This is a genomic window from Ventrimonas faecis (assembly GCF_040096075.1).
In the GTDB taxonomy this organism is placed as follows: Bacteria; Bacillota; Clostridia; order Lachnospirales; family Lachnospiraceae; genus Brotaphodocola; species Brotaphodocola faecis.
In genome coordinates this window covers 1-24301 of the sequence record NZ_JBBMFJ010000019.1, presented here as the reverse complement: position 1 = coordinate 24301, position 24301 = coordinate 1, and the positions used below count along the sequence as shown (strand labels likewise).

Annotated in this window: 22 protein-coding genes; 20 read left to right on the top strand and 2 right to left on the bottom strand. The window is 44.7% G+C overall.

What is annotated here, in order from left to right; translation table 11 throughout:
• Position 1: 1 nt before the first annotated feature.
• The 14 genes from WMO41_RS09815 to ltrA all read left to right on the top strand — a co-directional run bounded on the left by WMO41_RS09815 (position 2) and on the right by ltrA (position 16157).
• Complete coding sequence (locus tag WMO41_RS09815) at positions 2–985, top strand: hypothetical protein (RefSeq protein WP_349229588.1); 984 nt, start codon at positions 2–4, stop codon at positions 983–985.
• Complete coding sequence (locus WMO41_RS09810) at positions 978–3272, top strand: putative type IV secretion/conjugal transfer ATPase (protein WP_349229587.1); 2295 nt, start codon at positions 978–980, stop codon at positions 3270–3272. Before WMO41_RS09815 ends, WMO41_RS09810 begins: the two co-directional genes overlap by 8 nt.
• On the top strand, positions 3269–6148 hold the full coding sequence (locus WMO41_RS09805) for a hypothetical protein (RefSeq protein WP_349229586.1): 2880 nt from the start codon (positions 3269–3271) through the stop codon (positions 6146–6148). The genes WMO41_RS09810 and WMO41_RS09805 overlap by 4 nt, the downstream gene beginning before the upstream one ends.
• A 54-nt stretch (positions 6149–6202) precedes the next feature.
• The gene (locus tag WMO41_RS09800) at positions 6203–6490 is read left to right on the top strand and encodes a hypothetical protein (protein WP_349229585.1); all 288 of its coding nucleotides are present in this window, start codon (positions 6203–6205) and stop codon (positions 6488–6490) included.
• A 3-nt stretch (positions 6491–6493) separates the two neighbouring features.
• Positions 6494–8062 carry a CpaE/TadZ family protein gene (locus WMO41_RS09795; protein WP_349229584.1) on the top strand — a complete coding sequence of 523 codons (1569 nt, stop codon included), beginning with the start codon at positions 6494–6496 and terminating at the stop codon, positions 8060–8062.
• Between the two features lie 2 nt (positions 8063–8064).
• The gene (locus tag WMO41_RS09790; RefSeq protein WP_349229583.1) at positions 8065–10029 is read left to right on the top strand and encodes an SAF domain-containing protein; all 1965 of its coding nucleotides are present in this window, start codon (positions 8065–8067) and stop codon (positions 10027–10029) included.
• Positions 10030–10099: 70 nt separating this feature from the next.
• A complete protein-coding gene (locus WMO41_RS09785; protein ID WP_349229582.1) occupies positions 10100–10417 on the top strand; it encodes a hypothetical protein in 318 nt (105 codons plus the stop codon).
• Between the two features lie 14 nt (positions 10418–10431).
• A complete protein-coding gene (locus tag WMO41_RS09780; protein ID WP_349229581.1) occupies positions 10432–11334 on the top strand; it encodes a hypothetical protein in 903 nt (300 codons plus the stop codon).
• A 96-nt stretch (positions 11335–11430) separates the two neighbouring features.
• Positions 11431–11724 (top strand): type II toxin-antitoxin system RelB/DinJ family antitoxin, encoded by a 294-nt coding sequence (locus WMO41_RS09775; RefSeq protein WP_349229580.1) that lies wholly within the window; start codon positions 11431–11433, stop codon positions 11722–11724.
• 214 nt (positions 11725–11938) lie between these two features.
• Positions 11939–12187 carry a type II toxin-antitoxin system prevent-host-death family antitoxin gene (locus tag WMO41_RS09770; RefSeq protein ID WP_349229579.1) on the top strand — a complete coding sequence of 83 codons (249 nt, stop codon included), beginning with the start codon at positions 11939–11941 and terminating at the stop codon, positions 12185–12187.
• A 1-nt stretch (position 12188) separates the two neighbouring features.
• Complete coding sequence (locus tag WMO41_RS09765) at positions 12189–12488, top strand: type II toxin-antitoxin system RelE/ParE family toxin (protein WP_349229578.1); 300 nt, start codon at positions 12189–12191, stop codon at positions 12486–12488.
• A gap of 192 nt (positions 12489–12680) precedes the next feature.
• Positions 12681–13121, top strand: a complete 441-nt coding sequence (tnpA, locus tag WMO41_RS09760; protein ID WP_349229577.1) for an IS200/IS605 family transposase — start codon at positions 12681–12683, stop codon at positions 13119–13121.
• The gene (locus tag WMO41_RS09755; RefSeq protein WP_349229576.1) at positions 13084–14202 is read left to right on the top strand and encodes an RNA-guided endonuclease TnpB family protein; all 1119 of its coding nucleotides are present in this window, start codon (positions 13084–13086) and stop codon (positions 14200–14202) included. The genes tnpA and WMO41_RS09755 overlap by 38 nt, the downstream gene beginning before the upstream one ends.
• Before the next feature lie 656 nt (positions 14203–14858).
• Entirely contained in the window at positions 14859–16157 is a 1299-nt protein-coding gene (ltrA, locus tag WMO41_RS09750; protein WP_349229575.1) for a group II intron reverse transcriptase/maturase, read from the top strand.
• Positions 16158–16279: 122 nt separating this feature from the next.
• Here the strand turns inward: ltrA and WMO41_RS09745 are convergent, their stop codons facing one another.
• The gene (locus WMO41_RS09745; RefSeq protein WP_349229574.1) at positions 16280–17068 is read right to left on the bottom strand and encodes a helix-turn-helix transcriptional regulator; all 789 of its coding nucleotides are present in this window, start codon (positions 17066–17068) and stop codon (positions 16280–16282) included.
• A 284-nt stretch (positions 17069–17352) separates the two neighbouring features.
• On the bottom strand, positions 17353–20394 hold the full coding sequence (locus WMO41_RS09740; RefSeq protein WP_349229573.1) for a glycoside hydrolase family 2 TIM barrel-domain containing protein: 3042 nt from the start codon (positions 20392–20394) through the stop codon (positions 17353–17355).
• A gap of 164 nt (positions 20395–20558) precedes the next feature.
• Between WMO41_RS09740 and WMO41_RS09735 the strand changes: the two genes are divergently transcribed.
• The 6 genes from WMO41_RS09735 to WMO41_RS09710 all read left to right on the top strand — a co-directional run bounded on the left by WMO41_RS09735 (position 20559) and on the right by WMO41_RS09710 (position 24062).
• Positions 20559–21425 carry an AraC family transcriptional regulator gene (locus WMO41_RS09735; RefSeq protein WP_349229572.1) on the top strand — a complete coding sequence of 289 codons (867 nt, stop codon included), beginning with the start codon at positions 20559–20561 and terminating at the stop codon, positions 21423–21425.
• 55 nt (positions 21426–21480) lie between these two features.
• Positions 21481–21834, top strand: coding sequence for a DUF2500 domain-containing protein (locus WMO41_RS09730; RefSeq protein ID WP_494338446.1), 354 nt, complete (start codon positions 21481–21483; stop codon positions 21832–21834).
• A 94-nt stretch (positions 21835–21928) separates the two neighbouring features.
• Positions 21929–22477: an RNA polymerase sigma factor gene (locus WMO41_RS09725; protein ID WP_349229571.1), complete on the top strand. Its 549-nt coding sequence runs from the start codon at positions 21929–21931 to the stop codon at positions 22475–22477.
• Complete coding sequence (locus WMO41_RS09720) at positions 22464–22832, top strand: DUF4179 domain-containing protein (RefSeq protein ID WP_349229570.1); 369 nt, start codon at positions 22464–22466, stop codon at positions 22830–22832. The genes WMO41_RS09725 and WMO41_RS09720 overlap by 14 nt, the downstream gene beginning before the upstream one ends.
• On the top strand, positions 22816–23442 hold the full coding sequence (locus WMO41_RS09715; RefSeq protein WP_349229569.1) for a histidine kinase: 627 nt from the start codon (positions 22816–22818) through the stop codon (positions 23440–23442). The genes WMO41_RS09720 and WMO41_RS09715 overlap by 17 nt, the downstream gene beginning before the upstream one ends.
• 26 nt (positions 23443–23468) lie before the next feature.
• A complete protein-coding gene (locus tag WMO41_RS09710) occupies positions 23469–24062 on the top strand; it encodes a PrsW family glutamic-type intramembrane protease (protein ID WP_349229568.1) in 594 nt (197 codons plus the stop codon).
• The last annotated feature ends 239 nt before the right edge of the window (positions 24063–24301 follow it).

Genomic DNA, 24301 nt, shown 5'->3' with positions numbered 1-24301 from the left:
GATGGAAAGTATCAATCATCTTACCAGGCTTACGGCTGCGTTTTTAGGGCTGACCATTCTGGTCCTGGGAATAGCTGCCATCTGGCTTATCCGGATGAGAAAAAAGAACTTAAAGACAAAAAAGGCAGAAACGGAAGAAAGAGGACTGTTTGCCCAGACGGATGAACTGGTACCGATTGAGGAGATCGGGCCGGGGTTCATCGTGACAAATGGCGGGAAGAAATTTGTTGTGGTGCTAAAATGCGGTGGCAGCGATTTTTATACGAAGCCGATTGGCGAAAAAGTAAGGGTCAAAAATAATTATGCTGCCTTTATTTCAGAATTTACATCAAGGGTTACATACCGCATATATGGGGAAGACATTAACATGGATGGTACTGTCCGGGAATATGAGAAGATCTTAACCGGTCTTCAGGACATGCTTTTTGAGACGAATGAAGATTATAAGGCCCTCCGGAAAGAATTTGAAACGGTAAGGAGTGATTTTGATTCCGCAGAAACCCGGGAGCGTTCCAAACAGCTGCTCCTGCTCCAGAAAAAGATAAAAGCATACAGTTGGCGCATCCGTCATGTGGAAAGCCAGCTGGCCTATATCGCGAAAGTGTCAGGACCGGATGCAGCCAGGCAGAACCTTATTCAAACATATGTACTTTCCTGGAGCGCTCCGCCGGACCTGGCAGCGGTCCTAACGAAAGAGGAGCTGTATCAGGAGGCTACAAAACATTTAAAAGAAGATATCAAAAAGCTGCTCCACAACCTGGCGGAGTGTGATGTAAAAGCGGTGCCCTGCAGTAAAGCGGAACTTTTTAATATGCTCCATACGCATTATCATCCAATTTCCGGAAACAGATACCACTATGCTGATCTGCTGGAGTCTAACTGGGACAGCCGGATCATGCCATACCGGGAGGACACGGATTTAGAGGAATCTTTCACAGATGAATTGATTGATGAAATGTTATATGGAGGACTGCAAAATGGTTGATTTTCTTATGATGCTCAGCCTGTGCATCTGTGTTTTGTCGGGCGTGACATTACTGATCGTGCATATCTGGTCTAAGAAAAAGCAGAAGAAAGAAGAGGAGGAAGACAAAACAGGAGATACTGTTTTCCATAGCGGGACGAGGAATACGCCAAAGCCCATAAAAGAGCGTGCCGGGATTTTACAGGTGCTTGCACCGGATGGCGCAAATACCATGCCGGTATCTTACATGACACTGGATGATAACGGGATTGAACTTTATTATGCCGGTCTCTATATCGACAAACTTCCAGTGGAGGGGCGGTTTGCCCATAGCTTTGCCGGGATCTTCAATATGGATTTTGTGGAGTCTACGGTCATCATAGACCCGCTCTTAGAAGAATCCCAGAAAAAGATCAATCGTCGGATCCGGTCACTGGATATGGAGCGGTCCGGGGAACGGGACAGAAACAGGCTGAGAATTTTGGATGGAAAGATTGCGGATGCAGAGCGGTGGGCCAGACAGATCGACTCTGACCAGTCAACCCTGCTCGAAACATATTTTTTATTCTTGATCCGTGCGGAAAGCCTGAAACTTTTAACGGAGCGGATCTCAGAGTTTATTTCCAGGGGAAAGGGGATCGGTTTCCGTTCCTGCTATGCGATGCACAAGGAAGCATTTTTAACATCCCTTCCGCTCAATGAAATTTTTGAAGCCAAAATATCTGTCGGGAAAAATCTGAATGTGAGTAAAAAGCCAATCAAGGGACATATTTTAAGCCAGGCCTATTTATCCCTGATCTTTAACCATACCACAAGTGAATATTTCCATGAAAAGGGCTGCGTATTTGGCCGATCTATCTATTCTGGAATGCCGGTTACGTTTGACCCGTTTGATAAGACCCATTTCTCCTATGGAGCCGTGATCGCGGGGCAGTCCGGATACGGAAAGTCGGCAACCGTGAAACAGCTGTTTTCCAGGCAGGTGGATTTCGGGGTGCATATCGCAAATATTGATTATGAGCCGCTCCCTGGCGATGGAAAGAGAGGTGAGTATTCCATAGTGGCAGAAGCAGTAGGCGGAGTCAATTATCTGATATCCAATTATTCCGACTCTCAACTTAATTTTTTCGAGATCAGTGATGAGTATGAATATAACCGTGCAACCGGAGAGGAGATACCAACACTATATCTGGAAGAAAAGATCGTGGACATGACGAATATCCTGATGGTACTGGCAACCAGCTTTACGACCAATGGCATGGTCGGTGAATTTGAACCGACGGAGTATTCCCGTATTAAATCCATTATTTCAAAAAATGTGCGGAAAATCTATGCTGACTGCGGCCTACGGGACAAGGATGCGGCGTCTCTTTATGAAACAGTACCGGCATCCGGCGGATCCTTTGGGGCGGGACGAAGAAAGAAGCGGCTGCCCCAGATGCATGATTTTTACCGGGCGATATTACTGGATGCGCGGGAAAATACGGACAGCTTCAAGGAAAATGCGTTTTCCCTGCTTCTGGATATTTTTGAGGATCGTGTGAGAGAGATGTATTACTGTCCTCATTGCATGAAGGAATTTACAAGAGAAGAGCTGTCCACATTAAAAAGAACCGAGAGAGGTGTCCATATCTGTAATAATCATGAAGAAGGCAAGATCTATTATCTACGGGAAATCCATGGCAGCCAGGCATACCTGGATTGCCAGTCCACGCTTTCTATTGATATGTCGCTGCCATTCCATAACTTCGATCTGTCGCAGATCACGGATGAGACGGAGCGCATTAATATGATCATGGTCGTACAGTCTTATATCGAGGAAAACTTTATCAAGAAAAATTCTACCAATCCGAATAAGGCAAAGAAACTCATTGTGTCTACGGATGAGGCACACCGTATCCTGAAATTTGAGGGAGCACGCATGTTTGAAAATGCTTTATACCGCGTGGCGCGTAAACGTCATACGGCTCCATGGCTGATCCTTCAGTCCGTAAAGGATTTTGCAAAATACCAGGATACAGAGGAGATTTTAAAGTCTACGGAGACCTTTATGCTGTTCCGTCATAACTACCTGGATGGGCAGTACATCAAAGATACCACGAACCTTACCCAGTCCCAGGTGGATACGGTACTCAATCTGGGCGGCACCTCTGAAGCGAAAAAATATGGTGAATTGTGTCTGGTTGATATTCCGACAAAGCGCGCAGTATTCATCCAGGCGGATTATTTAAAAGACAGTGAGTTTGATGTAGTGGAAACAGATGTAGAAAAGATCGCAGAGCACGCAAGGATGAAACAGGGGGGATGAAGCAGATGAAACATGTGCAGATCATCAACAGAAAAACAATCCGACTTCTGCTCCTTATATTTGTACTTACATTGTGCATGGTGCCGGTATCCTCATATGCGGATGGTCCGTGGACAGACCGGGCGGACCAGAGTATTTACGATTCCGCCGGGGACGCACCTGATTCCAGTACACCGGATATGCTGGACGGAGGAATTTTTGCTGAGCTTCTTGGGGAGTTCTGTATTGGAATTGGTGATGGGTTGAATTTTTTGCTGACTTCCTTTGGGTGCGATTTAAACGCGATCATATTCGGAAGAGTGGGAGGTGCCTCTGTCCGCACCGGGGATGTGGCGCTGTTTTCCTTTGACATGGGGACCGGCAACATATATGGCCTGGTGGGCATGGCAATGTATGGGTACCTGCGGAACCTGGTTTTTACGCTCATGGTGCCAGTATTCTTATACTACCTGGTTGGTTTCCTCTACTCAAATGGCAATCCAAGGGTCAAGGAACGGCTGCTTGGCATGACAAAGTTGTTTGTTGCCAGCAGTATAGGATTTATTCTGTTCCCCCAGCTTTTGGGTATTGCTTTATATCTGAGAGACGCCATGCTCCATGCGATCATGACAGGTAGCCAATCGCTGATCCTTAAGGTGGCGGACAGTGTCGGATCCGGCGTCAACATGGGGGATAATTCCTATGCATTTTTCTTTGGCTCCGGAGGGGACTACAACCTGATCAGCCAGTTCCGCGCAATGGCCAAACCCAATGGAAAGGTCGTGTTTATCAATTCCATGTTATATGTAGGTGCGGTTGTTTATCAGGCATACCTGGCAGTCTGCTATATTTCCGCGGCAGTCTGCATGGTAGTTTTGGTGCTGTTATTCCCATTTGCCGCTCTGTTCGAAATGATAGAGAGAGGAACGATTTCTAATTGGGTGCGGCAGGTGTTGGGAATCTTATTAAACCCCGTGATTGATTCCTGCCTGCTGCTTATCCCCATGTTTTTTATGATCATCGGGACGGCCCAGGAAAGCAAAGGTTATGCCCTGATCGCACTCATTATCTGTGGCTGTATCATACCGGCGCGGGGCGTCATCCGCGGGTTTCTTCATATCGGCAATGGAATGGGAATGGAGCTTGCCGGGTTTGGAACCATTATGGGGGCCACAAGCCTGATGCGATCCATTGGAAGCGGAATTGGAGCAGCGGCTGGTGCGCTGGCCCATGCATCCTCTGACGCAAAATCCGATAAGAGGAACGCGGATATGACGGATGATCTGGCGGATGTCCAGAAAAAGAAAGACCTGGAAGATGTAAACAAGGGCGAGGAACTCCAGAGTGAAATGGAAGATATCATAGGCAATAATCCGGATTTGAATGCGGATGATGCGGAAACGTCCTTCGCTTTTGGATATCAGCCTACACCGAAAGAGGACATACATGAGAAAAGCCCTCATGCCCAGGCAGCAGCGACCGCGCAGAATATTGCCAGTGGTATTGATGCCCTTGGAAGAAAGAAGGATTCTTTAAATGAGGATATCCGCTCCAATGATTCCAAAATCGCGTCCATTGGGGAAGAAATCGCTATGGATAATGAACAGATCGCGTCCATGAAGGCTGAAAAACAGGCGATCCAGGCGGAGCAGAATGAACAGAAAAAACGGGGGGACACCCCATCGGCGGAAGGATATGCGAGGATCCGGGAACTGGATCAGGGAATTGGCGAAGCGGAGCATTCGCGGTCCGTCCGTATGGAAGAACAGTCCAGGCTCCGCGGAGAGAATGCCAGGACGAAGGAAGAAATTGGGCGTATTGATGCTTTATCGGCCAGGGCCCGCAGCACGATCGCTTCATCCAGAGGTGGCTCAGGGGGCAGCGTTGGCGGAATGGGAAGCGGTATCTCGGAAGAAGAGCAGGAGATCCTGGATCAGTATGCCACCATTGATAATTTTGAGGCTCCGCAGTTTAAGAATATATCACTGGAACGTAAAGCGGCCCTATACAGGGAAAGAGCTGCCAAGACCAGGGTGAGAGGTGCAACAACCGCGGCAGGCACCATGGCCGGTATGACCTTTGGAGCAACGGCCGGGATGGCCATGACCGCATTCAGTTTTCCGGCAGCAAAGATGCAGATGACGGCCATAGGCGGCGCGCTGGGAGCAAATGCAGGAGGCGTTTTGGGTGAAGTTCTGGCTGAGCCGGTGTATGAAGGCGGTGTGGAACTTGTAAAAAAGGGAGGCCCGCTGCTGCAGAAAGGAGCAACAATCCTGAAAGACAAAGCAGAAGCTTACAGAAACAATCCGGAAGGTCTGAATGTTTACGAAGAGAAACCGCAAAAAATGTTGGAAGTAAATGTGCATTCATCATCAAAGCCGACCGTTATGACAGTATCCCGGTCACAGGATAATAGCCAGTCATCCGTAGAGACGGTTTCTGTACCAGAATCGAAGGAGCAGTCGTCCTATCAGTCAGAACCGGAAGCAGTAGGAGAAGATGCGGGAGCACGTCAGGGACCGCAGGTAACCTTTACGGAAACGGTTTCGGATGAAGAGGCAGCGATCATGCAGCAATTCTATGAGGCAGAAATACAGAAACCGGAATTTCGCAGGACTATGCATCATGCGTATACGGACAGCGCGGTGAGCGCAAGGCAGGTTTACTCAGGACTGAAAAACAGTATGGTAAATGCCACAAAAGAGGAGCGCGCGGTTGCGAATGAGCAGATCATTGAGACGGCTTTTATGCAGTATACGAACACGATACTGGATAGTCTGGATGCTCCGGAGCATGTGGATCAGATCACATATCAGCAGGCGGTGGAAGACCGGCTGAGGGAAGATGAGCGCGGCCGGATGGAAAAATATTTAAGGAGTAAACATTTATTGTTTTAGCACAGGAGTATGAACATATTTACAAAAAGGATACAAATGAGGAAGCAGAAACGGTTGAAACGAAAAAGTCTGGAAACAGAACGAATAAAAGCACAGCATGGCCTGGAGGATTCAACGGATATCATCATTGTGGAGCATTCCAATACGCTCTCCGTTATGATCCAGGCAGCCGGGCAGATTGTGCGGTTTCTTGCAGCCACTATTTTTGTCGGGTTCTGCCTGCTTGGGCTTGCATCCGTATGTTTCCCGGGGCCGCGCAAAGAAATGGTGGAGATCGGGATCGCACTGATCACACAGCTGCGGGAGTATCTTCCGTTTCTGAATGTAAATTTTTGGAGGTAAATTATGGCAAGACCAGTTCGGACTTCGGACTTATTAAAGGAGACGGCTGCGGATCATGAAACTCTGGACAGAATGGCAGAACAGGAAAGACTGTCAGAAAGCAGGATCACCGTTCAGCCGCCTGTTCAGGAAAATGCATCCGTAACAGAGAAAGAGGAGAAAAAAGAGCCGTCTGTTCAGGAAAAACTGGATGCGGTCCTTCCTGATGACTTCTTTGGTGAATTTGAGGATTTATTTAGTAGTGCGGATGGCCGTACAAAAGAGCAGATAAAACAGGATGCGCCGCCGGATGCTTTACCGGAGGAACCTGTTTCTGCGATGAATGGCGGGGCCGCGCAGGCGGTTTCGGAAGTAGTAGAAGAAAAAGCTGAAGAAGAAATTGCTCCAGCAGTCAACGACAATGCTGCAGAAAAAATGGGTAAAGAGATTTCTGTAGAGGCAGTGGAGAAAATAGAGAAAGCATTAAGTCCTGAACCGGCAGTGGCTAAACCAGAAAAAATGCCAAAGCCTTTGCCGGACACTCAGACCCAGGAACCGCAGCGCGCTGGGACCGTCGGTAGAAAAGCTATGACAGAACCAGCCCCAGAAACAAGGAAACCGCAGAAAGTTGTTAAACGCACGCAGGTGGAGGAGGAGCCTGCGCCGATGCATACGATAAACAGGGCAGTTAGGCGCACTTATAAACAGATCGGTTTAAGCCAGCCGGTTACAAACGTGTCCCTGCAGCAACAGATGATCTCTGTATATTCTCCCAAAGGCGGCGTGGGAAAATCTACCATTGTGAGGGAATTATCCCATGTCCTATCGGGCATGAAGAAAAATGGGAAACAGCTTAAAATCTTAGTGCTCGATGCGGACTGGGAATTTGGGGATGTGGACAGTGCGTTTGGTATCTGCCCATCGCCCAATGTAATGGACTGGGTGAAACGGATCTGTAAGGATCGGGAACGCCTGGGATATATTCCGGCATATTCGCCGGCAGATATCGTATCCAGGTATGTGATTGAATATGATGAACAGATTCATATCCTGGCCGGAAGTGATAATGCAATGGAAGCGGCACGTCTGGATTGTGACATTGCAGAGGCGATTATGGATAATCTGCGGCGCTGCGATTATGACCTGATCATGATTGACAATTGCAACACATTAAAAGATACGACCGTCATTCCACTGGAAAAATCGGATCTGATCCTGCTGATCCTTTCCCTGGACACCTCCACGGTACAGGATGCCCGCAATTTTCTGGATGCACTCGGTGAATTTCGGATAGAAAAATCCAATATCCGAATGGTTATAAATCAGGTGCCGCTTGATGATAAAAAATGTGAGCTTGGCATATCCCATGTGGCCAGGATCCTCAATATGGAACCGACCTGCATCATCCACACGAATCAGGATGCCAGAAGTTTTGCGAATGTCGGGGAAGCAGCATCCAGTGATAAAGGATCCCTGTTTTCAAAAGAAATCAGAGCACTTGCCAGGGCAGCAGTCGCGGTAGATGAAGAACTGGAGAAGCCAGAAAAGGGCTCTGGGGGATTTTTACGAAGACTGTTTGGCAGAAAGAGGTGAGTATGGAAATGGAATTAGACCTTCTGATCGCAACGGAAATGAGCGGGGACGGCGATTCGGTGGCAGAAGAACTTCGGAGTGTGTTTGCCAAACGCGGAGTCACGGTTCACAGAATAGAATTTCGCTCTGGAAAAGACAGTGTGATCCGGTCTGTCCGGGCCAATCCGCAAATTCGTGCAGTGGTACTCAGCCAGTATCAGGATCAGGAAAAACTCTCCCCCCGCGATATTGATCAGATCTGTTCCGCGGCAGAAGGCGATCTTCAGGTGTTCGTGGTCGTTTCCGAGATGCGCGGCAGCGATTACATGAAAGAAATTGAAAGTCTGGGGATATATACGGCTGTTTACCAGGAAGATGCCAGTTTTGAAAAAATTGCAGAATGGTACTGCAACGGCCGGACGAAAAAAGAGGCCCGGGCTTATTACGGGGTTGCCGGAGGGGACCATGTGGTTCAGTATCGTAATATGGATGTAAATGCCAGTATCCAGTATCTTTTGGAATATGACGGATCTTACACGGATCTGATCCAGCGTATGTCCGTACTGGTAAATGGAATTCCGGCCAGTCAGGTGGCATCAATCGTCTGCCAGCTCCCGGATCCTATTTGTGAAATGTTAAAACGGGAACCGAGATTTGCCCTGATCTGCCAGATGGCGGAAGAACAGTATGCATACCTTTATAAGCCTTCCGGTCAGCCAGAGAAAGATGAGACGGGTGAAAAAACGGATACGGAAAGGGAGGAGCAGCCGAAGAATAAAGCAATACGGCGATTTTTAAAAAGAAAACAGGAGGAACCGGCAGAATGTAAACCAGCGAAACGACAGGCCTGTGAAATTGGCGTTATGGCTACCAACATAGGCATTGGATGCACAACCATTTCCATTCTTCTTGCCAATACGCTGGCACATGAAGGAAAGCGCACTGCGATCGTTGAACTGGATGATGCGGATGGATGTTTCGAAGAACTCTGCCGCCAGGAGCGGGAGGAAGAGCAGGTGGATGGGATCACAAAATTTGCAATCGGAACGCTGGATTACTATTACCATGTTCCGCTCCAGAAATTCCAGCTGGACTATAAGCCTTTATATGATTTTATTGTCTATGACTTTGGGTGCCTGGACCAGGAAACGATCTTTCATGTGTATGCAAGGCTGCCAAACCGCTTCATTGTAACGTCAAAGGCAGAATGGAAACAGCATGAATTAAAGGAACTTCTGAAAGATATAAAGGGAATGCCTGGGGAAGATGAGTGCAAGGTACTGATCAGTTCCCCCTCTGCCGCTTCGGAATTTGGGGATGTAAAGGAACTTTTGCCGGAGAATACGGCCCTTGCAGCAATTCCATATGAGAGCAATCCATTTTATCCAGGAAAAGCGTGCAGGCAGATCTTTTTAAAACTTCTGGATGGTACATACAAGGAAGAAAAATATAAAAGGAGCGATTCTGTTGAGCAGCGTTTTTCAGAACGGCCGCGGGACTTTAAAAAATTTGGGTTCCGGATAGTGACGGGAGCGCTGTTAGTGACATGCATGGGATTTATGGTATCGGCCTGCAGCGCAAACAACAGGTATAACCGGATGGTTACGAAGGCAGACACATTCATTACAGGACTCGAGGAAGAAAACAGGCAGGCGGAAGATGAACTGCAAAAGAAAGAAAAGGAATTAAAGGCCCTGGAGCATGAGGTATATTATGCGCAAACTGACATTCCGGCCGGCCAGCTGATAAGTGGAGATATGGTGAAAAAGGAGATTGTGCAGACAGAATTTGATGACAGTTTCTTTATCAATGCTGCGGATTTGGGAAGTGTGGCCGCCAGTATACCGATCAAAGCTGGAACGCCACTTATGAAAGCATTCACTGGTCAGGTGCTCCAGGATCCGCAAGATGGTGATAATGGTCTGCCTGATCTGGCAGATCTTGAGGATATTGGAATAGAAGGAGTGGAGAGTGCAGATGGTGATTAAGCCCTGGTGCAGGTATTTTACAGGAAAATTTATCAGAGCATGGCCGGTAATTACGTTGCATGCTCCGGATATGAATGAAAAACTCTGGGATAAGAAACGGAAGCTGGAGGATACGTATGACCGCGTCATGTCGGAGCTGGAGGATTATAGTGGTCCCACTTATGGCGGGGTTACGGAAACGGTGTTTGCGCTGTTTGAACAATTTTACCGGAAAGTGAGGATGCTTGCGTTACCGGTGAGTGGCTTTTCTCTGGTAATTGGTTTTTTGCTTCTATTACTGGTGCGTAGGGACAAGTTGTTGTTCCGCAGGATTTTTTTGACATTTATTGTGGGAATTCCGGGATTTTTTCTCCTGTTTACATGGGGAATCGGAATATTATTAAATTGAGAGAGGACAAATTTATGAGCGAAAATGGAATTGGATTAGAATTATTGGGATTTTTAGGAGGAACCGCGAAATCTAAGGAGGCAGAAGCCCAGAAAAAACTGGATCAGTATGAGTACCTGATGGAAAAGGGAGAACTTTTGACGGACATCAGGTTTACCCAGGAAATCAAGGATAAGGGGTTGCATGCATATGACGGGGATGTTCAGCTGATCATGCCGACAGAGGAATCCACGCTGTATAAAGGGATTTTCGGTTCAACCTATCTGCTGGAGCGCTGCTACAACGTGAAGATTACCAGAGTTGACCGGGAAACAATGACGGTTTATCTAAGTTATCGGGCCGCGCAGGCGGAATACCGGCCGGCAGCTCTGGAGAAGATTAAAAAGTCCATAGAGGCAGGGGAAGAGTTAGAAGTAAAAGCTATCGTGGTCTTATGCCGGGAGCTTCAGAATTACATTGTGGTTGATCTTTTGGGGCTTTCAATACCGGGAGTGCTGCCATTTTCGGAATGGATTCATGGGTATGCGGCAAACATCAAGGAACAGGCAGTTTCCGGAAAAATCATTGATGTGAAGATCAAAGGCTACACGAATAAGTCTACAGAAGAAGAGCCGCGGTTCCTTGTTTCCAGAAGAGATTGTGTAAAATCTGAATGGATTGGCATTGAGGAACGCTTCCCTCTGCATAGCAACATTATCATTGAGTGTGTGGAGATGCAGGGGAAGAACTGGATAGGGAAAATTCCGGGAGTTCCCAATATTTCTGTATACTGTTTTTACCCGAACCGCTTATCTCCGACAACTGGCGGACCGATCATTATTAAGATTGGAGGGCAGTATTCCTGCTTTGTGGCAGCCATTGATGCAGAGAAATGTATATTCCGTGCCAGAGTGAAAGATATGGTGGATCGGAGCTAAAGAGAACATAGTTTCATATAAACTGTGAATGAATGTAGATTTCCTGATTGATATGTTTTGCAATCTGCAATACAATGAAATCAGGAGGTGTTTGAAATGAAGGATTCAACGGTAAGTGCTCGCGTAGAAAACAGTGTAAAAATGGAAGCGGAAGATATTCTTCAGAAACTGGGAGTTCCTGTTTCTGTAGTTATTAATTCTCTATACCGTCAGATTATTTATCATCATGGTGTCCCATTCTCATTGATGATTCCTTCAGAGCCTCGAACCATTGATGCAATGTCCGAAGCTGAGCTTGATGCAAAACTTGAGCATAGCTATGCACAGTCACTTGTGGGAGAAGGCCGGTCGATGAATGAAGTATTTGATGATCTGGAAAGGGGAAAATAAGTGAACCCCTATAAAATGTCATCACACTGGATACGGAAGCTGACCGTTTTAAAGAGAATGAGCTTATACGACTAACAAGAAAAAAACATTGTTTTTATGAAATGTATGTAGAATTAGGAAAGCTGTAAAATTTTACGTTGAATTTTACAGCTTTTTGCGTATAATAAAAGTAACAGAAATAATATGAAATCAAAGGAAGGAGCTGAAAAAGAATATGGCAAACATTTTACCAGTATCGGATTTGAGAAATTATAATGAAGTATTAAAAAATTGCCGTAAGGGAGAACCAGTATATCTGACCAAGAATGGCAGAGGACGTTTTGTAGTTATGGATATTGAAGATTACGAGCGTGAGCGCGCAGAGAAAAAGCTTCTGATGAAGCTGCAGGAAGCCGAACAAGCGGTGAAAGATGACGAAGGATGGCTGGATCTGGACGAACTGAAAGCACTTGTGGGGGAATAAGATGTTAAAACTGCGGATCAATCCGATTGTTGCAAAGGATCTGAAAAATATCCGAGATTATATTGCCGAAGATAGTGAAGAATACGCATTAAAGACGATAAAAGAAATTTATGGTAAATTTGAAAATCTTCAGATGTTTCCAGGAATGGGAGTGGATCTTTCAAAACGAGTCAGTTTTCGGACAGATTATAAATATGCAATATGGGAAGATTATGTGATTATCTATAAAGTAGGAAAAGATTATGTAGAGATTTATCGTGTGTTTAACATAACTCAGCAAGAATTCCCCGATCCTCTTTAGGTGGTGGGATGAATTGCCTGATTTTGATTCCTGATATTGCAATAACTGGCATGATTCTATATTGGATCTACATCTACATTGCACATATCTGTGCTGATAGAAAAAAGAACTTATGTTCGACAAAACTATAGTCATATAGAAAAATATATGATAAAATATAATCAGTCGAAATCATAAGAAAGGCTGATTATTATGAGAAAATTGGATAGTAATGCGCATTCGGTATTTTTATTATATTACCATTTGATTCTGGTGGTAAAATACCGAAAAAAGGTTTTGAATGATCCGATTTCAAATCGGGCAAAAGAAATATTTGAGTATATTGCTCCGAACTATCACATTACTTTGGAAGAATGGAATCATGATCAGGACCATGTTCACATCATGTTCCGTGCCCATCCAAAATCAGAACTGAGTAAGTTCATCAATGCGTATAAAAGCGCAAGCAGCCGCCTGATCAAAAAAGAGTATCCGGAAATCCGGCAAAAACTATGGAAGGAAATGTTCTGGAGCCAGAGCTTTTGCCTGCTGAGTGCTGGCGGTGCCCCGATTGAGGTCATCCGTCAGTACATCGAAACACAGGGAGAGGGTAAAAGTGAACACCGTGTACCGTTTTCGGATTTATCCGAATAAAGCACAGAGGGAATTATTTGCAAAGACATTTGGCTGTGTTCGTTTTGTCTATAACCGGATGCTTGCCGAGAAAAAAGCGTATTATGAGAAAACCGGGAAGAGCTTAAACGTAACACCAGCCAGGTATAAGTCAGAGTTCCCATGGCTGAAAGAAGTAGACAGTCTGGCATTGTGTAATGCACAGCTGCATCTGCAGACGGCATACAAGAAATTCTTTCGTGATGCCTCGGTTGGTTTTCCGAAATTCAAATCAAAAAAGAAAACAGTAAGAAACTACACAACCAACTATGTAAATGGAAATATCGTTTTACAGAATGGAAAGTTAAAACTTCCAAAAGCTGGCTGGGTCCGTATGAAACAGCATCGGAAGATGGAAGAGGGTTACCAGCTGAAAGGTGCAACCATCACTCAGGAAGCAGATGAGCGATACTATGTTGCTTTGTTGTATTCCTGTGAGGAAACGGTGAATGAAAGCAAGAAAGCAGAATCTGCCATTGGTCTTGATTTTTCCATGAAGGAGTTGTATGTGGATTCCAATGGAAACCATGCGGCATATCCGCATTTCTTTCAGAATGCCCAGCAGAAGCTGGCAAAAGAGCAGCGTAAACTGAGCCATTGTGAACAGGGCAGTAACCGTTATAAAAAACAAAAAAAGAAAGTGGCACGAATCCATACCCATATCGCACATCAGCGAAAGGATTTTCTGCACAAAGAATCGAGGAAGATAACCAATTCCTATGATATCGTGTGCATCGAGGATCTGAATATGAAAGAGATGAGCCGGGAGATGCGTTTTGGAAAACGTGTTCATGACAATAGCTGGGGAAGGTTCACGGATTTTCTGGCATATAAAATGGAACGCGCTGACAAGAAGCTCATCCGCATTGATCGCTGGTATCCCAGTTCCAAAACCTGCAGCTGTTGTGGAAAGATAAAAGAAGATTTGCAGCTGGGTGACCGCATTTATGAGTGTGCATGCGGAAACCGGATGGACCGGGACGAAAACGCAGCGATCAATATATGCCGGGAAGGTATTCGAAAATCTGGAATGAAACTTGATATAGAAAAGAAGATCTTCTGATCTTTGCGGCAGAAATTCTAACAGGATCATGCGAATAAAACCGTGGGACACACGGGGATCGCTCGCTTATGCTTTGCCCTATCGGGCAATCGAACGAGAAGCCCCCACTTCAAGTGTTAGCTAAGTGGTGGGAGTATGTCAGTGCGTCCAGCTAAGGATGTAGCATTTAATGGGTGGAAATCCCATCCGACAAGGTACTAGCCATACCATCGGTAACAACCTTGAGCCGAACAGAGTAATCTGGATGGTTAAGCGTAGGAAGATAGGTAATAGGGATAGTAATTGAGCATCGAAAGACCCTAATCCAGCAGGCCGATGCTGTTGACATAGCAGAAGGCAATATGTAAGTTTATCGTCATGGCGAGATTTCGTACACTGCTGCGGTGTCGTAGAACTATTCATGTTACACAATGATGCTATATCAACTGGAGAGAACCTGTACGTTCCGTAAATACTGCGTATAGATACGGAATGGCAAACAAATAGATAAGGATGCCAAATGACGCACAGGTAGTCGGAGGCCCGAATAGTACCGGAGAAAGCATGAATAAGATAAATGCCGGAGGGAAGTCGAGAATGAACTATTCCTCATAGTTCAGGCCTGCGAAACTATATCGAAAAGGAAACATTATCTATACTCAGAGATAGGAAGAATAATGGAAACGAAATTGGAGAGAATATCACAATTATCTAGAGAAAATCCAGATATGGTTTTCACATCCATAGGACATCTGATCTCAATATCATTATTGAAAGAATGTCATAAGGCGATGGATGGAAATAAAGCGGTTGGAATTGATGGGATAACAAAGAAAGACTATGATAAAGACCTTGATAAAAATATAGAGAGCCTTGTGCAACGACTGAAGAGGCGGGAGTATAAGCCTAGGCCAGCAAGACGAATAGAAATCCCGAAGGACAATGGTAAAACAAGACCTCTTAGTATCTACTGTTACGAAGATAAACTGGTACAGGAAGCATTAAAGCGCATACTGGAAGCAGTATTTGAGCCATGCTTTTACGATGAGATGGTGGGATTTCGTCCTAACAGAGGATGCCATATGGCCTTGAGAAAACTTAACTATATGATTGAAAGGGAAAAGACCAGTTATATACTAGATGCAGATATCAAATCATTCTTCAACCATCTTGACCATGAATGGATAATGAAGTTCGTAGAATCAAAGATCAAAGATCCCAGTATAACCAGGCTCCTGAAAAGAATACTAAAATCTGGAGTAATAGAAAACTTCCAATACGAAGCGACGGAAGAAGGTTCAGGACAAGGTTCGGTCTGCTCACCAATAATATCATGTATATATATGCACTATGTGCTGATATGGTGGTACAAAGAGATAATTGCCCCCAAACTGAAAGGATATAGTGGTCTGGTAGTTTATGCGGACGACTTTGTAGTGTGTTTTCAATATAAAGAAGATGCCATAATATTCTATGAACACCTTAAACGCAGAATGAGACACTTTGGATTGAGCCTACAGGAAGACAAAAGCAGACTGATACAGTTTGGACGGTTTGCAAAAGAAAACTGTGAGAGAAATGGACGGAAACCAGAAACTTTCACGTTCCTTGGCTTTACGCATTACTGCTCTTGTAATAAGAACGGAAAATTCAGAGTGAAGAGGAAAACCAGCAGAATAAAATTTAATAAGAAGTGCAAAGAAGTCCGTCAGAAAATCCGATCAATGAGAACGAATAAACTGAACGACATTATTGCTAAGTTAAATCAGATACTTGTTGGATATTATCATTACTACGGTATTACTGACAATGGGAGGAGCTTGTCGGCGTTTAGATACCAAGTCATTAGAAGTCTCTATTATTGGCTTAATAAAAGAAGCCAGAAAAAGAGCTATACTTGGGCAGGATTTCTTGAAATGATTGATAACGCTTATCCGCTAGCAAAGCCGAAAATATATGTCAGTATTTATGGATAATTGTTGAACAATGCGTTTCGTAAAGAGCCGGATGCGGAAAAGCCGCATGTCCGGAATTCTGTGAGGGATACATCTGGTAACAGGTGTATCTACTCGACCTTGACCATGTGGTTGTACACAAGCTACCTGTGTATAGTAACCCGGTATTCGCTAGGGGAAGTTTTGAATCTTTCCTTAAAAGCACGGTTAAAGGTACGCAGGCTTTTAAAACCGCTGTCCAGGCAGATCTCAGTAATGGAGTCCTCTGTATTTTCAAGTCGCTGACATGCATATCCCAACCGGGCATCATTCAGGTACTGGTTGAAGTTTTTATGGAATGTTTTAGAAAAAATCCTGGACAGAACATACTTGCTGACGCCCAGATCTCTGGCCATGCTTTCCAGCGTAATGGAATGCTTAAAATTTCCGGAGACATAGGATACCGTACGGTAGATCAAATCTGTGCTTCCAACAGAACCTTTCTCAACCAGCTGAAATTTCGGGATACATCTTGCCAGGATAATCTGCAGATACGCCTGGACCAATGTAATGTCGTCCTTTTGTGCGCCGAGAATGGAATTAAATGCATGATAAACATCAGGTTCTATGGAGGAAGCTTTTATTACGGGTGGCTTTGGCGCTTTGTTTTCCAAAATATCTGTAAACCGGTCAACCAGGAATGGAGAAGCGTTTAAATAAATTGCCTGATTGCGCTGATATGAAAATACTTGATAGTGGTGAATGATATTTGGAAAGATAAAACCAATGTCGCCCTGATCCATATGGAAAAGTTCTTCTCCAACACCGAGTTCAACGCATCCCTCTGTAACATATACAATTTCCAGCGCATTATGCAGATGCGGTGGCCGGTGGACCGGTGTCTTTTTTATTGCAATAATCTCTTCCTTTGTATTTTCGTATACTAAATGCATTTCAAAATTCTCCTAAATTAAGATAAGAAGCGTATCGCCCCGATGCAAGATTTGGCTAATAGTTACTGCGATTTGACAAGCACGCAAAGTGAAATGGTTTTATAATGAACCTGCAAACAAAAAGAAAGGGGATATTTAGGATGAATAGAATTCATAATTATATCAACGAGCTTTTAATGTTTTATGCAGATTTTTTCAATCATTTATATCGTGCGTAAAAGGGACACTGTTACTGTATCGGTAATCCGAAATAACAATGCCCCATAATCAGAAAATAATCATTTTTAGCCTTTGGAAAATGGAACCAAAGTAAATTCTAGCTGGAAAGAAGTATCATCAAACTGATATTTTTCCAGAAGAGCAGGACCACAGCTGTTGGAGCCAATGCCATTTAATGCATAGTCAAGACAGAATACGATGCTGTCGGATTCCTCCAGTTCATAGTTATGCGCGGTGTCCTCCAACTTCTCCTGTGTGTAGCAGGATGCATTGAAGGAGAATGGCTTTTCTGCTGCTGCAGCAATACCAAACTGGGATGCTGAGAACACCACATAATCACAATCAAAATGGGATCCATTTTCCTGAGGCCGGATATAATCTTCATGCAAATCGTTTATTTTGGTACGGAATAAGGCATGGTAAGCTCCTTGGTGCTTATCACGATAGCTTTCCTGTGGCCCCATACCATAAAAACTCACATTTTTCAGTCTTTTATCTAAAAACATCCGGATGCCAAACCTTGGCAGTACCGGGAATTCATCATCTTTTTCCACATACATTACAGAACTGAGTTTTCCATCGTTGTCAATCTTCCAGTTGATCGTGATATCCAGGATTTTTTGAATGGAGTCAGCAACAACAGCAACGTGAGAAACGATAAAGATACCATGCATATTCTGAATGGTTTCTACAGTGTAGGCCCTGGTGTATGCTTTATCATAGCGTGCTCTTTTCCATTCGGACTTCAGGTACATATCATTATCCGTAGGGGATCTCCAGATATTTAGTTCCATTGGATGGATAAGATAGTTGCGGCCGGAAAACTGCATCTGTTCAAAAAGACCGGTCCTTCTGTCCAGGGTATAAGTGAAATCTTTTGAGTTTATAGTCACTTCTGTGTCTGTTTCATGTACCCGGATTTCTTTTACCTGGTCCGTTTTTTCAAGCCAGCTTAAAGCCATCTGGTTTCTTCCGTCTTCATTTTTAAGCAGGATCTCATCAAATCCAAGAATGAAATTTTTCTTCAGGAAAGGTGTTTCCTTCTTTAAACGGTATATCAGTTTCAAATAGATTTTTCCTTCGCTGGGAATGGTTACGTTTAACTCGGTCACGCCGTCTGCATGTGGCATTACAGAGAATGGAGAAAGTTTTCCTTTTTGCACGGTGGACAGCCCGTCCTTGATTACCTCAAAGCGAATATCCAGATAATCTTTTAGATCATCAAAATCCAGGTAATTATGTAAAACCAGTTTTCCAGTTTCCTGATCATAAGAGACAACCCGCATTGGTCGGTAAACATTTTTGTATTCTAAAATCCCAGTATGAGGAGTACGGTCTGGGAACACCAGACCATCCATACAAAAATTTCCATCGTGAAGTTCTTCATCGTGGTCGCCACCATAATAATAAATGGTTTTACCGCTTTCCGTTTTTCCGTGGGCAATGGCATGATCACACCATTCCCAGACAAATCCTCCGCACATACGGTCGTCTTTCTGGATGAGCTGGAAATAATCCTCTAAATCGCCAGGGCCGTTTCCCATGGCATGGCAGTATTCCACAAGAAGGAATGGTTTGCTTCCGTCTTCTTCAAGATATTCTTCGATTTCGTTTATGGCCGGATACATGCGGCTATACAGGTCCAGATTGGAATAATCGTAGGTCACGTCATAATTGCGGTATCTGGCGCTTTCGTATTGGGTGAGCCGGTATGGATCAAATTTTTTGGTCCACCGCAGCGCTTTTTCAAAATTGCATCCATACGCACTTTCATTACCCATGGACCACATCACGATACAGAAGCGGTTCTTATCGCGCTGAACCATATGCTGAACACGGTCAAGGATTGATTCCTCCCAGATTGGATCATCCGCAATTTTTTCATTCCAGCGCTTGAAACGGTTATAATCGGTATCTTCTTTCCGGTACAGCATGTATGGGCCATGTGCTTCGATATCTGCTTCTTCAATGACCATAAAACCATATAGATCGCACATCTGATAGAAGTAAGGGGCATTTGGATAATGGCTGGAGCGTATGGAATTGAAATTGTGCTGCTTCATCAGAGACAGGTCCTTTTTGATCTGTGGCACACTAACGGTAAAACCGGTTTCTGGATCGGAATCGTGGCGGTTTACACCCCGGAATTTGATTTTTTGTCCGTTGAAGTAAATCACTTTATCACGGATTTCAATGGTCCTAAGAGCAATGTAATCGACGATAGTTTCATAGCTGCTTTGTAGTGTGAGTGTGTAAAGATATGGATGCTCTGTATTCCACAGAGTAGGATTTGGAATCTTAAATTCTATGGATCCGTCATCTGAGATTGTGCCGGTAGCAACTACGGCTTTGGCCTGGTCTTCAATGGTAACAGAGACTGGGATTGAAAAATCAAAGGTCACATTCAGTTTGATCTTTGCAGTATTTTCCTTGATCTGGGTAGTGATATGATAATCCCAGATGGCCCGCTCTGGGCGTTTTAAGAGGTAAACATCCCGGAAAATGCCGTTCATGCGAAATTTGTCCTGGTCTTCCAGATATGAGCCATCGCACCATTTTAAGACCAGAACTGCAATGGTATTTTCTCCCTCTTTCAGAAATTCTGTAACATCAAATTCTGCGGTCGTATGAGGAACCTGGCTGTAGCCGGTATATTTTCCATTGAGCCAGACAAAAAAGCAGCTGTCAACGCCTTCAAAATTCAGATAAATTTTTGGCGCATCGATATTTTCATGGTAAGTAAATTTTCGGACGTAGGCTCCACAGGGAATATCCTGCGGGAGATAAGGCGGATCAAATGGAAAAGGGTAGCGGATGTTGGTGTACTGGGGTGAATCATATCCGGCAATCTGCCAGACTCCGGGAACAGTAATGTCATCAAAATCTTTTGTATTAAAGCTGGTCCTGTAAAATGCTTCTTTTAGGTCATAAACACTTTTATAATACTGGAATTTCCAGACTCCATTTAATAACTGAAAGCGGTCGGAATCTTCCCGGTGTTCGATCAGCGTGTTCATTTTCTGCGATGCCGGAATATAATAGGACCTCATCGGCATTGTGTTATCATGCAGGATGCTTAAATCTTCATAATAACGCGGTATCATCATGGTTACCCCCTCCTGATGTGCTGTGGGCCTTCTTCAAAAGAAAGCGGATTATATAGTTCTGCAATCGTATAAGGATATTCTACAGAATTATGCTGTGCATGTACATGAATAGAAATAGACGAAATATGCACAAAATGATATACTATTACAAAGGGGGTATGCAAATGTACATGAATACTGGGTATCTGAACCAGTCCCACCAGGATTTTAAGGATAAACGGCAGCCACTCGTTGTTGGCAGCTGTGGCTGTTACCGCTTATCAACATATCCGAAACTGCCAACGTATCGGCCACGAGGCCGTTTGGATTATCAGATCATTTATATTGCTTCAGGAAAGGGATACTTTCATTTTGATTCTCCAGAAAATGAAACGATTGTCCCGGCTGGCAATATCGTGTTGTTTCGACCGAAGGAACTTCAAAAGTATGAATACTATGGAAAAGATAAGACTGAGGTGTACTGGATCCATTTCACTGGAAGCAATATAAAGAATCTTCTCAGAAGGTATGGATTCGCGGATAAGAAGAGAATCTTTCCTGTAGGAACATCACCAGAGTATGAGCGTCTTTTTAAGAGGATTATCCTGGAACTGCAAAAGTGCCAGGAAGAGTACGAAGAGATGCTTGTTCATTTGCTGCAGCTTCTTTTGATCGAATTTGAACGGGAACTGACAAGAGAGCATGTCCTGAAGGATGAATATATGGATCGCGAAATGGAAGTGGCTATTTCTTATTTCAGTTCCTCATACAATCTGGAGATTAATGTTAAAGAATATGCATATTCAAAGGGAATGAGCACAAGCTGGTTCATTCGCAACTTTAAAAAATATACAGGGGAAACACCCATACAGTTTATTACATCAGCGCGTATCATGAATGCACAAATTTTATTAGAAACAACGGCTTATTCAGTCAATGAAATTTCGCAGATTGTAGGATACAGCAATCCATCCTATTTCAGCCGTGCATTCCGCAGTAAGAAGGGATACTCCCCACAGCAGTATCGAAACAGAATGCGGGAGATGGAATAAGCTGCAGGAACATAGAAAGAGGAGATATGCTGTGTTTTTTTCATTTGTAATGATCATGTTTCAGATGGTATTTTTTTGCGTATGTGCTGTGATACTTTTTCTGATCGTAAAAAATATATCTATATGGAATAAGAACAACCATTCCCCCAGGCTTACTGTACCGGCAACGGTTGTGACCAAACGTACCAAGGTTACTCAGCAGCAACATGCAAATGCCGGGGATCCTACGGGTGCCCATGGTTTTAGCACAACCACTTCGACTTCCTACTATGTGACTTTTCAGGTGGAGAGCGGTGACCGGATGGAACTTAGGATGAGCAGATCAGAATATGGGCTGCTGGCAGAGGGAGACCAGGGAAACCTAAGTTTTCAGGGAACGAGATATTTAGGATTTGAAATTACCTCCTGATGCGGATAGTCTGACGATTATGCACCCCGTAAGATAGATTGCCGGCAAATGGCTTTCTATACCGGGATGATGAGGTCGAAGGGAAGGAAACGGCATGGTCACCGATGAAGAACTTTACAGGCAATATTTATATGGCGACGAAGCAGGGCTTGAGGCACTGATAAGAAAATACGGTGACCCGCTGACTTTCTACATCAACGGCTATCTGCATGATGTTCACGAGGCAGAGGATTTGATGCTCGAAGTCTTTTCCTATCTGTTCACGAAAAAGCCACGTATCCGGGACGGCGGATTTAAGTCTTACCTCTATAAAGCAGCGCGGCACATGGCCCTGCGTCACAAAAGCAGACGCAGGCTTTTCTTTAGCCTGGATAATCTGACCGAAGAGCCAGACGGACAAACGCTGGTGGAAGAGGTCGTCCGAACAAAGGAACGGGATCAGATCCTGCATTTGTGTATGGCTGAATTAAAACCGGATTACCGGGAGGCTCTTTACCTGACTTATTTTGAGGCCATGAGCTATTTGCAGGCTGCCGAGGTCATGGGGAAAAGCGAGAAGCAGATCACCAATATGGTGTACCGGGGAAAAGAGCGCCTGCGCGGATTATTGGAACGGGAGGGAATTACCAATGCGAAGCCCTGAGGAACGAATTACGGAAGTAAAACGGCGTATCGCGAAAAAAGAACGTCAAAAAAGACTACAGCAATACCGGATTGCTGCAGTTTTCGCCGTGGCGGCATGCCTTGTTGTGATTGTGAGCGTTTCTCTTTCCTTGCCCGGTATTCTCAACCGGATTGAGCCGGGGACTTCCTTCGGCTATGAAACAGCGGCAACGATTTTGGGCGGCAATGCCGCACTTGGATATATCGTAATCGGACTGCTGGCCTTTATTCTTGGTGTGTGCGTGACGATTTTATGTTTCCACATCCGCCTGATGAACAGGGAGGAAGAGACAGAAGAGCAAAAGGGGGACGATGCGGATGGAACTGGTCAGTAACCTTGGGCAATTTGTGATTACCCTGTTAGGCTTCTGCCTGAGCGGAATCCACTATCTGAAAAGCCGAAAGCAGGCGTACTTCTTACTGACCTGCTTTTATGGCTGCTTCACACTTGGCTCCCTGTACTGGACACTGTATCTGCTCCTATTCTCGAGAACGCCGCAGGTCTTTTATGTATCGGAATTTGGCTGGGTGGCAAGTGTCATTTTTCTTTCTATCCTGCAATATGCTCTTTCCTCCACGGAGGAAAGAAATTTTCCGTGCCGGAAAGCCATGATCGCTCTCGTGATTGGTGTTCCACTGTGTATATTTTACTGCACCTTTGGTGACATTCTTTCCAATTTGCTCTGGTGCGGGATGATGATCGCTGTTTCCTATCATGCTATCCGGGGCCTTATATATGCCCGGACACAGATGGGAGATGCGCGCAAGCTGCAATATTTTCACGCCGGAGTGTTGTGCTATGTGATGGCGGAATATGCCCTCTGGACTTCCGGCTGCTTCTGGCCGGGCGACTCCATTTATAGTCCCTATTGCTGGTTTGATCTGCTGCTGACGCTTTGCATCTTCGCTTTGCTGCCCGCCACAGGAAAGGCGGTGCAAGTATGACATATATTGAAAATGTTTTTATCTGTATGGCATCGCCACTGCTGATTGCCGCCCTGTGCATGGGAAAGAGGCAGACAAAATTCTTTGTGTTCTGCTTTGCGGGAATGGGAGTATGTCTGCTCTCCGCATATATCAATACCTTTTTTGCTGCGCTTTATGGAGCGGATACTTTTGCCGCAACTGCAGAGATTGCACCGGTTGTGGAAGAAGTATTGAAGCTTCTGCCACTGCTTTTTTATCTGCTGGTGTTTGAACCGAAAGCGGGACAAATAAAAATTGCCGCCGTGATCACCGCGCTTTCCTTTGCAACCTTTGAAAATGTCTGCTATCTGATTCAAAACGGAGCCGGACATTTTTCTTTTATTTTCTTTCGCGGGATAGGAACAGGAGCGATGCATGTGATCTGTGGGGCCATCGTTGGCGGAGGGCTTGCGTATGTATGGCAGCGGGTGTGGTTAAAGATTGCCGGAACCTGCGGTCTGCTGGGAGCGGCAATCACCTTTCATGCGATCTATAATCTGCTGATTGCCTATGGCGGTGTGGCACAGTATATTGCCTATTTTCTGCCGGTACTGATTTTAATAGCGGGGAAGCTGATTACCCACCGCCTGATGTTATAGAAAATTGATTTTTTTCTTCTTTGGGAGCTGCTGTTTTGCGGCTTCCATTTTTTTGCAAAAAATTTGATTTTTGGGTGAGAGTTTTCACCAATTTTTGTACCTATATAAGTGAAAGCCTTTTTTAGCTGAGTTTTTAGAGAGGAGGTTTGCTATGCATGTATAATACAGAAAAGCGTGTTGCGCTGGTAAAAAAGCGAATGGCAGAACACCACCGCAGGCAGGTGCAGCGAAGCATCCGC

Bases quoted from the DNA above. Each gene is read 5' to 3' on its own strand.
- WMO41_RS09780 (WP_349229581.1), top strand. From the start codon at position 10,432: ATGAGCGAAAATGGAATTGGATTAGAATTATTGGGATTTTTAGGAGGA.
- tnpA (WP_349229577.1), top strand. From the start codon at position 12,681: ATGAGAAAATTGGATAGTAATGCGCATTCGGTATTTTTATTATATTAC.
- WMO41_RS09725 (WP_349229571.1), top strand. From the start codon at position 21,929: ATGGTCACCGATGAAGAACTTTACAGGCAATATTTATATGGCGACGAA.
- WMO41_RS09815 (WP_349229588.1), top strand. From the start codon at position 2: ATGGAAAGTATCAATCATCTTACCAGGCTTACGGCTGCGTTTTTAGGG.
- WMO41_RS09775 (WP_349229580.1), top strand. From the start codon at position 11,431: ATGAAGGATTCAACGGTAAGTGCTCGCGTAGAAAACAGTGTAAAAATG.
- WMO41_RS09785 (WP_349229582.1), top strand. From the start codon at position 10,100: ATGAATGAAAAACTCTGGGATAAGAAACGGAAGCTGGAGGATACGTAT.
- WMO41_RS09730 (WP_494338446.1), top strand. From the start codon at position 21,481: ATGTTTCAGATGGTATTTTTTTGCGTATGTGCTGTGATACTTTTTCTG.
- WMO41_RS09770 (WP_349229579.1), top strand. From the start codon at position 11,939: ATGGCAAACATTTTACCAGTATCGGATTTGAGAAATTATAATGAAGTA.
- WMO41_RS09715 (WP_349229569.1), top strand. From the start codon at position 22,816: ATGGAACTGGTCAGTAACCTTGGGCAATTTGTGATTACCCTGTTAGGC.
- WMO41_RS09805 (WP_349229586.1), top strand. From the start codon at position 3,269: ATGAAGCAGATGAAACATGTGCAGATCATCAACAGAAAAACAATCCGA.
- WMO41_RS09720 (WP_349229570.1), top strand. From the start codon at position 22,464: ATGCGAAGCCCTGAGGAACGAATTACGGAAGTAAAACGGCGTATCGCG.
- WMO41_RS09745 (WP_349229574.1), bottom strand. From the start codon at position 17,068: ATGCATTTAGTATACGAAAATACAAAGGAAGAGATTATTGCAATAAAA.
- WMO41_RS09790 (WP_349229583.1), top strand. From the start codon at position 8,065: ATGGAAATGGAATTAGACCTTCTGATCGCAACGGAAATGAGCGGGGAC.
- WMO41_RS09710 (WP_349229568.1), top strand. From the start codon at position 23,469: ATGGCATCGCCACTGCTGATTGCCGCCCTGTGCATGGGAAAGAGGCAG.
- WMO41_RS09810 (WP_349229587.1), top strand. From the start codon at position 978: ATGGTTGATTTTCTTATGATGCTCAGCCTGTGCATCTGTGTTTTGTCG.
- ltrA (WP_349229575.1), top strand. From the start codon at position 14,859: ATGGAAACGAAATTGGAGAGAATATCACAATTATCTAGAGAAAATCCA.
- WMO41_RS09765 (WP_349229578.1), top strand. From the start codon at position 12,189: ATGTTAAAACTGCGGATCAATCCGATTGTTGCAAAGGATCTGAAAAAT.
- WMO41_RS09735 (WP_349229572.1), top strand. From the start codon at position 20,559: ATGTACATGAATACTGGGTATCTGAACCAGTCCCACCAGGATTTTAAG.
- WMO41_RS09740 (WP_349229573.1), bottom strand. From the start codon at position 20,394: ATGATGATACCGCGTTATTATGAAGATTTAAGCATCCTGCATGATAAC.
- WMO41_RS09795 (WP_349229584.1), top strand. From the start codon at position 6,494: ATGGCAAGACCAGTTCGGACTTCGGACTTATTAAAGGAGACGGCTGCG.